This window comes from Kitasatospora sp. NPDC001660 (genome assembly GCF_053596725.1).
Genome location: NZ_JBSFGU010000004.1, coordinates 1 through 12,861, shown reverse-complemented (window position 1 = coordinate 12,861; position 12,861 = coordinate 1). Strand labels below are relative to the sequence as shown.

12 protein-coding genes are annotated in these 12,861 nt (G+C 75.3%); 5 read left to right on the top strand and 7 right to left on the bottom strand.

What is annotated here, in order from left to right; genetic code table 11:
- Nucleotides 1–16: 16 nt before the first annotated feature.
- Both ACWCXH_RS05380 and ACWCXH_RS05375 read right to left on the bottom strand, forming a co-directional pair.
- Nucleotides 17–1,732 (bottom strand): urease subunit alpha, encoded by a 1,716-nt coding sequence (locus ACWCXH_RS05380; protein WP_449799993.1) that lies wholly within the window; start codon nucleotides 1,730–1,732, stop codon nucleotides 17–19.
- A 97-nt stretch (nucleotides 1,733–1,829) separates the two neighbouring features.
- A complete protein-coding gene (locus ACWCXH_RS05375) occupies nucleotides 1,830–2,540 on the bottom strand; it encodes an urease subunit gamma (RefSeq protein WP_449799992.1) in 711 nt (236 codons plus the stop codon).
- 518 nt (nucleotides 2,541–3,058) lie between these two features.
- Here ACWCXH_RS05375 and ACWCXH_RS05370 point away from each other — a divergent pair.
- Nucleotides 3,059–3,574, top strand: coding sequence for an ATP-binding protein (locus ACWCXH_RS05370; RefSeq protein ID WP_449799991.1), 516 nt, complete (start codon nucleotides 3,059–3,061; stop codon nucleotides 3,572–3,574).
- Between the two features lie 336 nt (nucleotides 3,575–3,910).
- A complete protein-coding gene (locus ACWCXH_RS05365) occupies nucleotides 3,911–6,196 on the top strand; it encodes a SpoIIE family protein phosphatase (RefSeq protein ID WP_449799990.1) in 2,286 nt (761 codons plus the stop codon).
- Nucleotides 6,197–6,217: 21 nt separating this feature from the next.
- Here the strand turns inward: ACWCXH_RS05365 and ACWCXH_RS05360 are convergent, their stop codons facing one another.
- The 5 genes from ACWCXH_RS05360 to ACWCXH_RS05340 all read right to left on the bottom strand — a co-directional run bounded on the left by ACWCXH_RS05360 (nucleotide 6,218) and on the right by ACWCXH_RS05340 (nucleotide 11,217).
- Nucleotides 6,218–7,258: a DUF2637 domain-containing protein gene (locus ACWCXH_RS05360; protein WP_449799989.1), complete on the bottom strand. Its 1,041-nt coding sequence runs from the start codon at nucleotides 7,256–7,258 to the stop codon at nucleotides 6,218–6,220.
- 214 nt (nucleotides 7,259–7,472) lie between these two features.
- Complete coding sequence (locus tag ACWCXH_RS05355) at nucleotides 7,473–8,396, bottom strand: (2Fe-2S)-binding protein (RefSeq protein ID WP_449799988.1); 924 nt, start codon at nucleotides 8,394–8,396, stop codon at nucleotides 7,473–7,475.
- A gap of 173 nt (nucleotides 8,397–8,569) precedes the next feature.
- Complete coding sequence (locus ACWCXH_RS05350; RefSeq protein WP_449799987.1) at nucleotides 8,570–9,442, bottom strand: hypothetical protein; 873 nt, start codon at nucleotides 9,440–9,442, stop codon at nucleotides 8,570–8,572.
- Nucleotides 9,443–9,568: 126 nt separating this feature from the next.
- A complete protein-coding gene (locus ACWCXH_RS05345) occupies nucleotides 9,569–10,420 on the bottom strand; it encodes a hypothetical protein (RefSeq protein WP_449799986.1) in 852 nt (283 codons plus the stop codon).
- 185 nt (nucleotides 10,421–10,605) lie between these two features.
- The gene (locus tag ACWCXH_RS05340; RefSeq protein WP_449799985.1) at nucleotides 10,606–11,217 is read right to left on the bottom strand and encodes a nucleotidyltransferase family protein; all 612 of its coding nucleotides are present in this window, start codon (nucleotides 11,215–11,217) and stop codon (nucleotides 10,606–10,608) included.
- 145 nt (nucleotides 11,218–11,362) lie between these two features.
- Here ACWCXH_RS05340 and moaA point away from each other — a divergent pair, with 145 nt between their 5' ends.
- Genes moaA through ACWCXH_RS05325 form a run of 3 tightly spaced genes read left to right on the top strand, consistent with a single transcriptional unit; the run spans nucleotide 11,363 to nucleotide 12,775 of the window.
- The gene (gene moaA / locus ACWCXH_RS05335) at nucleotides 11,363–12,391 is read left to right on the top strand and encodes a GTP 3',8-cyclase MoaA (RefSeq protein ID WP_449799984.1); all 1,029 of its coding nucleotides are present in this window, start codon (nucleotides 11,363–11,365) and stop codon (nucleotides 12,389–12,391) included.
- Nucleotides 12,392–12,419: 28 nt separating this feature from the next.
- Entirely contained in the window at nucleotides 12,420–12,611 is a 192-nt protein-coding gene (locus tag ACWCXH_RS05330) for a hypothetical protein (protein ID WP_449799983.1), read from the top strand.
- A 32-nt stretch (nucleotides 12,612–12,643) separates the two neighbouring features.
- Nucleotides 12,644–12,775, top strand: coding sequence for a hypothetical protein (locus ACWCXH_RS05325; RefSeq protein ID WP_449799982.1), 132 nt, complete (start codon nucleotides 12,644–12,646; stop codon nucleotides 12,773–12,775).
- Nucleotides 12,776–12,861: the final 86 nt, after the last annotated feature.

Sequence of the window (12,861 nt, the reverse complement as noted above, 5' to 3'; positions counted from 1 at the left end):
GACGGTCCTTGGGGGATCAGAGGAAGTAGAGGCGGCTGAGCGAGACGCTGTCGGCCGGTTCGGAGCGCAGCGGCGAGCCGTCGAGCGAGACCAGGCCGGTCTCGGTGACCTCGACGTGGCCGAGGCGGGCGTTGCGCACCATGTCGCGGGGCCCGATGCCGCGGGTGCCCCGGACGCCGACGCGGCGGCGGCGGGTGGGCAGGCCGTCGGCGGGGCGGTCGAGGTAGGCGCCGTCGGCGGCGGCCCGGGCGACGAAGGCGACCGAGATGTCGGCGGCGGTGGCGCCGTGGGCGCCGAACTGCGGTCCGAGGACGAGGGGTTCGCAGCGGTCGGTGGAGGCGTTGGGGTCGCCGACGACGCCGTAGGCGGGGAATCCGGCCTTGAGGACGAGCTGCGGTTTGGCGCCGAAGTGGTCGGGGCGCCACAGGACGATGTCGGCGAGTTTGCCGACCTCGATCGAGCCCACCTCGTGGGAGAGTCCGTGGGCGATGGCGGGGTTGATGGTGAGCTTGGCGATGTAGCGCAGGACGCGCTCGTTGTCGTCGCCGCTCTCCGTGGTGCCGTATCCGCCGTCGAGGGGGCCGAGTTCGGCCTTCATCTTGCCGGCCATGGCGAAGGTGCGGCGGACGGTCTCGCCGGCGCGGCCCATGCCCTGGGCGTCGGAGGAGGTGATCCCGATGACGCCGAGGTCGTGCAGGACGTCCTCGGCGCCCATCGTGCCGGCGCGGATGCGGTCGCGGGCCATGGCGGCGTCGCCGGGCAGGTCGACCTTGAGGTCGTGCGCGGAGACGATCATGCCGAAGTGCTCGCCGAGGGCGTCGCGGCCGAACGGCAGGGTGGGATTGGTGGAGGAGCCGATGACGTTGGGGACGCCGGCCATCTTGAGGACGTTGGGGACGTGTCCGCCGCCGCAGCCCTCGATGTGGAAGGCGTGGATGGTGCGGCCTTCGAGGACGCTGATGGTGTCCTCGACGGACAGGCACTCGTTCAGCCCGTCCGTGTGCAGGGCCACTTGGACGTCGTACTCGTCGGCGACGCGCAGCGCGGTGTCCAGGGCGCGGGTGTGGGCGCCCATGTCCTCGTGGACCTTGAAGCCGGAGGCGCCGCCCTCGGCGAGGGCCTCGACCAGTGGGGCCGGGTCGGAGGACGAACCGCGGCCGAGGAAGCCGATGTTGACGGGCCAGGCGTCGAAGGCGTTGAACGCGTGGCGCAGTGCCCAGGGGGAGTTGACGCCGACGCCCCAGACCGGGCCGAACTCCTGGCCGATGATGGTGGTGACGCCGGAGGCGAGCGACGCCTCCATGATCCGCGGCGAGAGCAGGTGGACGTGGGTGTCGACGGCGCCGGCGGTGGCGATGAGGCCCTCGCCGGAGACGATGGTCGTGCCGGTGCCGACGACGACGTCCACGCCGTCGAGGGTGTCGGGGTTGCCGGCCCGGCCGATGGCGGCGATCCGGCCGTCGATGAGGCCGATGGAGGTCTTGCGGACGCCCTGGATCGCGTCGATGACGAGGACGTTGCTGATGACGACGTCGCAGGTGTCGCGGACGGCGGCGGCCTTGAGGTGCAGGCCGTCGCGGGCGGTCTTGCCGAAGCCGGCCAGGAACTCCTCGCCCGGGGCCTGGGAGTCGGATTCGACGCGGACGATCAGTCCGCTGTCGCCGAGCCGGATGCGGTCGCCGGCGCGGGGGCCGTGGACGGAGATGTAGTCGTGGGGAGAGATCGCGGTCATGCTCCCGCCTCGTTTCGTTCGGCGGACCACGCCCGCGTGGCGGCTCTGTTCGGTCGCGCTCCCCCGGACTTCGGCCGGGGGTACCCCCATCGCTCGCTCATGAGGGCACCTCCACGTCGTCGAAGCTGGTCAGGTAGCCGGTCGCGCGGGCCTTCGCCAGGGCGGCCTCCTTCGCGCCGGGCCCGTCCAGGGGGCCGTCCACGAGCCCCGCGAACCCGATCGCGACGCGTTCGCCGCCGATCGGCACGAGGCCGACCTCGACGGTGGCGCCGGGGTCGAAGCGCACCGAGGAGCCGGCCGGGACGGCGAGGTGGGTGCCGTAGGCGGCGGCGCGGTCGAAGGCCAGGCGCGGGTTGGCCTCGAAGAAGTGGAAGTGCGAGGTGACGGAGATCGGCACCGCGGAGGTGTTGTGGACGGGGAGCAGCAGTGTCTCCTCGACCGGGTCGTAGCCGGCGCCGTCGCCGATGAGGGCGCCGCCGGGGGCCTCGTCGCCGAGTGAGCCGGCGCCCTTGAACGGGTCGTTGACGACGGCGAGGCGGGTGCCGTCGTCGAACACGGCCTCGACCTGGATGACGGTGACGACGTCCGGGACGCCGGGCAGGACGTCGTCGGCGGTCAGGACGCTGCGTCCGGCCTCGATGGCCTCGGCGAGGCGGCGGCCGTCGCGGGCGGCCTCGCAGACGGTGTCCGCGATCAGGGCGGTGGCCTCGGGGATGTTGAGGCGTACGCCCCGGGCGCGGCGGGCGCGGGCCAGTTCGGCTGCTGTGAAGATCAGCAGCCGGTCCCGCTCGGTGGGGGTCAGTCGCACGGTTCCTCGCTCGCGGGTCGTCGGGCCCTTCGGGCAGGTAGGAGGGTCGGCTCGGGGGTGTTCGGGGAGGTGCTCGGGGTGTTCGGGGGTTGTTCGGGTGTCCGGTGAGGTTTAGAACGTCGTTCAAACTTCTCGGGCCATTGAACCCGGCCCGGGCCGCCCTGTCCAGCGTTGCGGCTGCGGGCCGGTTCGGCTCGCCGGGATGGCGCGGGGGGTGAGCCGGGCGGGCCGGGGGAGCCGGCGCGCGGGGCGGGGAGGGTGCGGTTCCGCGCGCCGGGTGTGCGCGGGATCGGCGAAGGGAGGACTCGAATGCGGGCTCTGCGCTTCGCAAACCCGTCCGGCGCGGGCAGTTGGATCACGCGAACCTCCTCGTGCCCCTTTCACCCCACGTGATCGGACGCACACTGTTGCAAACGCCGTCAGCTGGGCATGAGGATGGTGGTCGGAACGAGGAGGGCCACCCGGCGGGCGGGGGATCCGGCCCGGGGGCCCGGATGCGAGGGCGGGGGCATGTGGTGATGGACGGTCAGTCGCGATTCCCGCGGCAGCGGACGAGTTCGGGCGATGCCTACCGGTCCGGGCCGGTCCAGGCCGCGGCCGGCAGCACGGGGACCACCCTGCCGGGCGCCGTCGCCCCCGGCTGCGCGCTGCACCGCCGGCTCCACCTGACGGTCGACCCGGCCGACCTGGTGGCGGTCGGCGCGGTCCGGCGGCGGCTGCGCACGGCGCTGAGCCACTGGGGGGTGCCGGAGCTCTCCGACACCGCCGAGCTGCTCTCCTCCGAGCTGGTGACCAACGCGCTGCTGCACACCGGCAAGGGCGCGGTGTTCGACGCGGTGCTCGGCACCGACCACCGGCTGCGGATCGAGGTGCAGGACGGCACGACCCGCCTGCCCGGCCGCCGGCGCGCCCCGGACGCCGAGTACGCGACCTCGGGGCGCGGGCTGATGCTGGTCGAGTCGCTCGCGGACGCGTGGGGCGTCCAGCTGCGCGGCGACGGCAAGGTCACCTGGTTCGAGCTCGCCCTGCCGTAGCCGCCGTAGCCGTCGGCGTGTCGACACGCCGACGTGCTGACGTGCCGACGGCGCACGGCCCGGTTCGGAGAACACTTCGGACACGGTTCATTCGTTGCCGAAGGACACCCAGAACAGAAGGCGGAACCGAAGATTTCCGGCCCGTTGCCATTGCCGCTCGGCCGAACATTGGCCAGGATGGTGGGAATGTGTGACCACGTGCGGAGAGCAGCGGGGAGACGGTACCTCGACTGACCGCCGCAGGTCGGCACCGCCCGATCCAGCACCACCCATCACATCGCCACGCGGCCCGGCCGGACGGTCGGCGCGGTCCGCCACGGCAGCGGCAGGAGCAGCATGCCCACTGAGCCCGAGTCGCCGGGGCCGGCGCTTCCTCCCGGTGCGTCCACGGCCGATCCGCCCGCCGGCTCAGCCGGCCCCACGACCGCGGGGACGGGCCGGGCGAAGCCGCCCGCCCAGGCCGTGCGCCGGCGCCTGCTGCGCGCGGCGCCCGGGCCTGCCGTGGGCCGCCTGGCACCGGTGCTCCCCGGCGGGCTGCCGGCCGCCTCCGGCGACTCCATGCCGGACTGGCTGGAGCCGGCGATGGCCGCCAACGGCATCGGCTCCTTCGACTGGGACATCCGCCGCGACGTGCTGGAGGGCGACCCGCGCGCCTGCACGATCATCGGCCTGGACGAGCTGGGCCAGAGCCGCTTCGACCGCACCGCCGGCTCCTTCCTGGCGCTGCTGCACCCCGAGGACGCGCCCATCGTGCGCCGCCGGGTCGAGCGTGCGGTGGCCGAGCTCGGCCAGTGCGGCGCGTACTACCGCACGGTCGGGCCGAACGGCACCATGCGCGCCGTGCGCTTCCGCGGCCGGGTGCTCGCGGACGCCTTCGGGCGCGCCTCCCGGATGGTCGGCTTCGTCTGGGACGCCACCGTCGAGCTGCACAAGCGCGACCGCGCCGACCGGCTCGCGCTGCTGCGCGAGGAGCGCTCCCGGTTCATCAAGGAGGCCGCCCGCGCGCTGTCCGAGGCGGTCACCGTCCGCGACGTCGCCCGGGTCTTCACCGAGCTGCCGCTGCCCGGGCTGCCGCCGGACGGCCTGGTGCTGGCCGCGTTCGAGGCCGGGCGGGCGCAGATCCTCGGCGCCTCCGGCTACCGGCCCGGCGCGCTCGCCATCTGGGACCGCACGCTGCTGCCCGCCGGCCACCCGGCCGCGGAGGCGCTGCGTCACCGGGCGCCGGTGTTCGTCTCCTCCCGCGACGAGTACCGCGAGGCCTACCCCGACGTGTGGGAGCCGACCAGCCGCAACGGCCGCGGCTCCTGGGCGTACCTGCCGCTGGTGGCCAGCGGCCGGGCGATCGGCGTGTGCGTGGTCAGCTTCGACGACGAGCGCGAGCTGGACGCCGACGAGCGGACCCTGCTGTCGACGCTGGGCGGCCTCGTCGCCCAGTCGCTGGCCCGGGCCCGGCTGCACGACGCCGAGCACGAGCTTGCGGCCGGGCTGCAGCGGGTGATGCTGCCGCGCACGGTGCCGTCCGTGCCGGGCGTCACCACGGCCGTGCGCTACCTGGCGGCCGGCTCCGGCCTGCAGATCGGCGGCGACTGGTACGACGTGGTGCCGCTGCCGGGCGGGCACGTGGGCCTCGTGATCGGCGACGTCCAAGGCCACGACGTGCACGCCGCCGGGATCATGGGCCAGCTGCGGATCGCGCTGCGCGCCTACGCGGCCGAGGGGCACCCGCCGGCCGCCGTGATGGCCCGCGCCTCCCGCTTCCTCGCCGACCTGGACACCGACCACTTCGCGACCTGCACCTACGCCGAGGTCAACGTGGACTACGGCGTGGTCTACGCGGTGCGGGCCGGCCACCTCGACCCGGTGGTGCGCCGCTCGGACGGCACCGCGGCGGTGGTGCCGGTGGCCGGCGGACTGCCGCTCGGCATCGACCCGGACCAGGAGTACCGGGTCACCCGCTTCAGCCTGGACCCGGGCGAGACGGTGCTGCTGTGCACCGACGGGCTGGTCGAGGCCCGCGGCATGGACCTGGACGAGGGCGTCGCCCGGCTGACCCGGGCGCTCGCCGAGCCGCTGCCGCTCGCCGAGGAGGTCGCCCGCGACCCGCTGGAGGACCTGGCCGACCGGATCGCCTCCCAGGCCGCCGACTCCAGCGAGCGCGAGGACGACATAGCGCTGCTGCTCCTGCGCTGGGACGGCCCGGCCGGCGGCCTGGCCGCCCAGCAGCTGCGCCGCCGGATCGGCCAGGCCGACCTCGCCCGCATCGCCGAGGTGCGGGCGGAGCTGCGCGACGCGCTGCGCCGCTGGGGCGTCGCCGAGTTCATCGACACCGCCGAACTGCTCTCCTCCGAACTGGTCACCAATGCCATCCGGCACACCGACCGGGACGCGATGTTCACCGCCCGGCTCTACCGGGAGCCAGCCTCGGACTGCGGCCGGGTCAGGCTGCGGGTCGAGGTGGAGGACGAGTCGGACCTGTGGCCGACCCGCCGGACGCCGGGGGAACAGGCCTCCTCCGGGCGCGGTCTGATGCTGGTGGAGGCGCTCGCGGACGCCTGGGGGGTGGAGCCGCGCGGCTCCGGCAAGCGCATGTGGTTCGAGCTCAGCGGGGCCGCGGCCGCGTAGCGACCGCGGCCGGGACCGGGACTACCCGAACTGCTGCTCCAGGTCCTTGAGTTTGCGCTCCAGCGAGTCCAGCCGGGGCAGCGCCACGGTGTCCTCGTCGAGGGTGAGGTCGATGGTGCGCCGCTCCGGGTAGGCCGGGAGGCCGGGCTGCACCACGGTGCGCTCGGCGGGGTCCTCGACCTCGCGCGGTCCGGCGGGGCGCTCGGCCGCGGGCCCGCCGGCTATGGCGGGCTCCGAGCCGGCGGACTCCAACTGGCGTGCGCCGCCGCGTCCGGTGCGCCAGGCGCCGTTGCTGCGGTTGATCGCCCGGATCTCCGCGCGTTCCCGGCGCCCGGCGAGCTTGCGGCGCTCCTTCTCCAGCGCCCGCTCCCGCTTCTCGTCGCGGACCTCGTCCACCGCCTCGTCGAGGCTGCGCACGCCCTCCAGGAGCATCAGCGACCAGGCCGCGTAGGTCTCGCGCGGGGCGCGCATCCAGCGCACGATGCGAATCTGGGGCAGCGGCCGGGGGACGAGCCCCTGCTCGCGCAGGGCGGCGCGGCGGGTCTGCTTGAGCGCGCGGTCGAACAGGACGGCCGCCGAGAGCGACATGCCGGAGAAGAACTGCGGGGCGCCGGCGTGGCCGAAGCCACGTGGGGCGTGCACCCAGTTGAACCAGGCGGACGCGCCGGCGAACAGCCAGACCAGCAGGCGCGAGCCGAGGGCGGCGTCGCCGTGGCTGGCCTCGCGGACGGCGAGCACCGAGCAGAACATCGCCGCGCCGTCGAGCCCGAACGGCACCAGGTACTCCCAGCCGCCGGAGAGGTTCAGGTTCTGCACCCCGAAGCCGACCAGGCCGTGGAAGGAGAGCGCGGCGGCGACCGCGGCGCAGCAGAACAGCAGCGTGTAGGAGGCGGCCCCGTACAGGGATTCCTTGCGGCGGCGCCGTTCCTCGGATCGCTCCCAGGTATCCGTGCCTGCGGCGACGGATCCCCGGCTCCGGGCCAGGGCCACGAGGAGGGCGCTGACCAGCAGCCCCACGCCCGCGGTGACGGCCCAGCCGAGCGGTATGTCGGACAATTTCATGGCCGGAACCAGCCTCGCTTTCCTGCGTCGAGTTCCTGCGCCGTGATGGCGGGGACCATCATGACGGATGCTCGGCGGGGGAATGGCGGATTCGCCGTCAATGCGCTGAGTAGGAGGATTTCTGACTCCGACTCAATCACATTGTCATATGAATTGTGGGCGGGCGATTCCCGGAATTGCGGGCTTTCCGGATTCCCTCTCGCACGCCCTTTCGTCAATTCCGCGTGACGCGGGGGCAGCCGCCGCACATGTCCGCCGGCTCCGCGGTGTAGACGAGGCAGCAGCTGGCGCGGGCCCGGTCGGCACCCGAAGGGCCGTTGGGGCCGTCGGTCGCGGGGGCGAAGCCGGCGCCCGGCGTGAAGGGGGACGGAGGCGGGGCGGAGGCGTCGGCCACGCCGGGCGCGTGCGCCGGGGCGGCCGGGTCCAGCAGGACGGTCAGCTCGGCCCGCGCCCGCTCCTCCTCGCCGAGCAGCCTGGCGACGTGCCAGAGCCCCTCGACCGCCGCGTCGGTGGCCATCGCCCACAGCACGCGCGGTCCGCGCCGCACCTCGGGGCGAAGCGCGGCCAGCACGGGCGCGAGGAACTCGCCCAGGGCGTTCCGCAGTTCGGCGGCCAGTGCGGCCTCGCACGGTACCGGGCGGGCCTGCGGCAGCCCGGCGGCCGGATCGCCGGGCAGGCAGGCGAAGGCGCCCGGACGGACCGTCACCTCGCCGGTGCGGCGGCGTAGCGAGACGTCGGCCGGGGTGAGCAGCGGGACGCGCCGCTCCAGGAACCACGGCGCGGTGAACAGCAGGGACGCGGGCCAGGTGAAGCGGTGCAGCCCGAAGCCGGCCGCGACGTCCGGGCGCAGCGGCCGCCCGTAGCGGGCGAGGCCCTGGCGGGCGTCGTGGGCGATCAGCTCGCGGACGGCCTCGGGGTGGGTGGCGAGGTCGGCGGCGGGGATCCAGCCGTGGCCGCGCCGGGGCGGGGCGCAGCGCACGCGCAGCATGGGGGAGAGGACGCCGAGTCGCTGGTACGTGGTGGTGCAGGGGGTGGGGGAGTCGGGTGTGGGGGTGGCGGTGAGCGTCTCGGTGGTGTGTGGGGCGCGAGGCGTGGGGCCGGGGCGGGTGCTGCTCGCGGTCGCGGTGGTCGCGGTCATGGGCGGGCCCCATCGGGTCGTCCGGGGCCGCCGGCGGATGGCGCGGCGGGGCCCGTCGGATGGCTCGGTGGAGCTCCGGTGCGCGCCCGCGCCGGGCCGGGGCATGGCGGTGCCCGGGAGCGGCAAGGCGACCCGGCCGGGGCGCTGCTCCCCCCAGCCAGGTTAGGCTCACCTTAGCTGATGCTGCCTCTGGTCTCGTGCCCGATGCGCCCGTCCGGGGGAGGCGCCGGCGCACGGCCCGCGCCCAGCTGGCGCGCGAGCCACACGGGTACGCCTCCCAGGGCGTGCACGAGCCGGGCGGCCTCGGCGCGCAGCCTGGCCGCCTCGGCCGGTTCGGACACCTCGGCCAGCGCGGCGAGTGCCGGTGCCACGCCCACGGTGAAGCCGAGTTGCTCGCGCAGCCGCAGCGAGGCGTCGAAGCCCTCGCGCGCGTGGCCGCGGTCCCCGCGCGCGAGCGCCAGCGCGGCGAGGTGGCGCCAGGTGTACGAGCGCAGCAGTTCGTCGCCGCGCTCGCCCGCGCCGTCGTGCGCCCGGCGGTAGGCGATCCAGGCGGCGCCGCGGTCCCGCAGGAGGTTCTCCGCGACCAGCCCGCGCCGGAAGTCCAGCAGCGGGCGTCCGGGGGCGTCCGGCGGCAGCAGCGCCGAGGTGCGGCCGAACGCGGCCTGTGCCTCGTCGAGCCGGTCGCGGGGCCCGAGCACACTGGCGAGGTACGCCAGGAAGCCGCGGGCGCAGGCGGCGGCCGCGCGCTGCTCGGTGGTGGTCACGACGGCCTCGGCGAGGCGCAGCGCCTGCTCCGCCTGGGTCCAGTGCGCGGCGGTGAACAGGCACCGCTCGATGAGGAGTTCGGCGCGGCCGAGGGCCACCGCCGGGTCGTGTTCGGCGGCCGGTCGCAGCACGTCGGCGGCCTCCTGCCAGCATCCCCGGGACCGCAGCCGCCACACGGTGTCCCCCGGCTCCTCCGGCGCGGCCTGCCCCCGCCCGTCCGGGCCGCTCGGGCCCCATCCGTGCTCCGACAACGCCACCTCCTTGTGTGCGCCATCCGGCATGGGCACGGACGCGCCGCAACGGCCCGCGCTGTGGCGGCAATTCAACACGGGGGTGAGCTTGTGCACCAGATCACGAGCGCAGGTTGTTGCGTCCGCGGAGGAATTGATCCAGTGGGGCGCGCGGGGTCAGGAGGTCCAGCCGGTCTCCATCAGGGCCTCGGCGGCGCCGTTGGCGGGCTGCGGGACGCCGGCGAGGTCCAGGCTGAACAGGGCGACCAGCAGTTGCTCGCCGCGCACGGTGGCCTGGTGGGAGTAGCCGGCCAGGGTGAACATCGCGGCGGCCATCTCCTCGGCGTGCAGGGTCTGCAGCCACAGGCACTCCACCGACTTGACGTCGGCGGGCTCGGTCCAGGTGTCGACCTGGGCGACCATCCGGCTGCCCAGCAGGGTGACGCCGTCGCGTTCCTGGGCCTCCGTCAGTTCCAGGTCGTCGAAGCCGAGCCACTCCAGGTAGCGGGCGGCGGTGAACACGGCGTCCTGCGAGGTGCGCACCGGGTGCGGGCGGAACGGGGCGCGGTGGCGGAAGGGCCTGGCCTGGCCGCCGCTGCCGCCGGGCGGGGCGGGCACCGGGGCGCCCATCGGGTGGGCCGGGTGGGGGCGGGCGGCCTGTGGCCCGGTGCTGCCGAGCGGGGTGGCGGTGCCGCCGCCGAGGCGGGTGGTGCGGTCCACCGGCAGGCGGACGGTGGCGCCGCAGTTGCAGGTGAACTCGGGCTGCGGCCACTGGTCGGAGCGGCCGCAGTGCGGGCAGCGCATGCTCAGCCAGGAGTCCTCCCAGGAGCGGAACCGCACCTGCACCGGCACGCCGCCGCGCAGCAGCGGCACCTTCAGCGAGGCGCCGCAGGGGCAGGGCAGCGAGGGCGGCTCGTAGAGGTGCTCGCGGCGGCAGGCGGGGCAGCGGATCGCCCGGCCGCCACCGCCCGCCCCCGGCTCGTGACGCGCGGGGTCGTATCCGGTGAAGTCGTCGGGCAGTCCGGCCATCTCGGGCTCCGTCCGTTCGAGTCGGGTGGGAGGACGTCTCCCATGCTCCCTGAAACCGGGGCCGATGGGCGCGGAATGGGGCAATCCTCAGGGAGAGATCAGGGGTGTGCGGCCGGTCGGTGTGCGCAGTGCGTGGCGGGGCCGTGGAGGTGGGGCGGGCCGGTGGGCCAGGGGTGGACGGGTGGTCACCCGGCGGACCACCGGGCCAGGTCGGCCGGGGTGTCGAGGTCGTCCGGGACGGCGACGTCGGCGCACTCGACGAGGGTGACCTCGTCCGCGTGCGCTGTCAGGAGTGCGCGTGCGCCCGCGTCGCCCGTGGCGCCTTCCGCCGCCTGCGCGACGTGCCGGGCGCCGATCAGCACCGGGTGCCCGCGCCGCCCGTCGTAGGCCGCCGCGGCGAGCTCGGCGCCCGCCCGGTGGGCGGCCAGCAGGCGGGCCACCGCGGCCGGGGTGACGCCCGGGGTGTCCACGAGCATCACCAGCACCGCCGACGCGCCCGGTGCCAGCGCGGCCAGGCCGGCCCGCAGCGAGGAACCCATGCCGCCCGCCCAGTCCGGGTTGGCGACCAGGCGGCAGCCGGGCAGGTGCGCGGTGGCGCGGACCTTGTCGCGCTCGGCGCCCAGCACCACCGTCACGTCCGCGCAGCCGCCGGCCCGCACGACGGCCACCGCGTGTTCGACCAGCGGCCGGCCGCCGTAGCGCACCAGCGCCTTGGGCCGCCCGCCGAGGCGCCGCCCGCCCCCGGCGGCGAGCACGAGCGCGGCGACGGGCGGGGGCGGCTCGGAGGCGGTCTGCATGGGCCCAGCCTGCCCGCCCCGGGCGCCGCCGCGCACCGCAGGAACCCATAGTTGTACGAATCCACAAGGCCGAGCCGCAGGCCGCGGCCGGTCCCCGGCGGTTCGGCCGCTGGTGGTCCGGCCCGCCGCCCCCTGTACTTACCGGATGAACACCGCACCGCGCCCGCTGCTGGACCGCTTCGGCCGGGTCCACACCGACCTGCGGGTCTCGCTCACCGACCGCTGCAACCTGCGCTGCACGTACTGCATGCCGGCCGAGGGCCTGGACTGGCTGCCCAGGGCCGAGGTGCTCGGTGACGACGAGGTGCTGCGACTGGTGCGGATCGCCGTCGAGCGCCTCGGCATCACGGCCGTCCGGCTGACCGGCGGCGAGCCGCTGCTGCGCCGCGGCCTGCCGGACCTGGTCGGACGGATCGCCGCGCTCGGCCCCGAGGTGTCGCTGACGACCAACGGCATCGGGCTGGCGCGCACCGCCGTCGCGCTGTGCGAGGCGGGACTGCACCGGGTGAACGTCAGCCTGGACACCCTGCGGCCTGAGCGGTACGCGGCGATCACCCGCCGGGACCGGATCGCCGACGTGTTCGCGGGCCTCGCCGCCGCGCAGGACGCGGGCCTCGCGCCGGTGAAGGTCAACGCCGTCCCGGTGCGCGGCGTCAACGACGACGAGATCGTGCCGCTGGCCGAGTTCGCGGCCGCGCACGGCTACCGGATGCGGTTCATCGAGTCCATGCCGCTGGACGCGCAGGGCGCCTGGGACCGTTCGACGATGGTCACCGCGGACGAGATCCTCACCGTCCTCGGCGCCCGGTGGGACTTGGTCCCGGTCGGCCGCCACGATGCCATGACGGACGGCGGGTCCGCGAGACGTGGCACGCCGCCGGCCGAGGAGTGGCGGATCGCCGGCACCGGCACCGTGATCGGCGTGATCGCCTCCGTCACCCGCCCGTTCTGCGGCGGCTGCGACCGGGTCCGCCTCACCGCCGACGGGCAGCTGCGCAACTGCCTGTTCGCGACCGAGGAATCCGACCTGCGCGCCCTCCTGCGCGGCGGCGCCGGCGACGACGCGGTGGAGGCGGCCTGGCGCGCCACCATCGGCCGCAAGGGCCCCGGACACACCATCGACTCCGCCGCCTTCGTGCGCCCGCAGCGCCCGATGTCCGCGATCGGCGGGTAGGCCCCGGCGTGACCTCGGACATGCCCCCATGGGCGACTTCGGCCCGGCCGCGTGGCTGCCCGCCGACACCGGGATCCGCTGCGCGTACGCGGTCCGCTTCGCCCAGGTGTCGCTCACGTACCAACTCCCGGTCACCGAGGCGGACGAGAAGGCCGTGCTCCAGCAGCGCGGCGGCCGAGGAGCCCCCGGTTCCGGCCGTCTCGGCAGGTCCCCGGCGTGACCGGGACGCCGCGCAGGTGGTATTCGTGGGCAGTGGACTCGATGATCCCCCGGTACCCGCGGCGCGCCCTGCCCGTCCTCGCCGCCGTCCTCGCCGTCGCGCTGCCCGCCGGCTGCACCACCGGCGCCGGCACCCCGGGTGGCGGCGCCGCGGGCGGCCCTTGACCCGCGTGTGATCCGCGTCCAGGCGCTGGAACGTCACCACGCCCATCTGCGTGACCTCACCGGACACGGTGCGCCACGCCACCCGC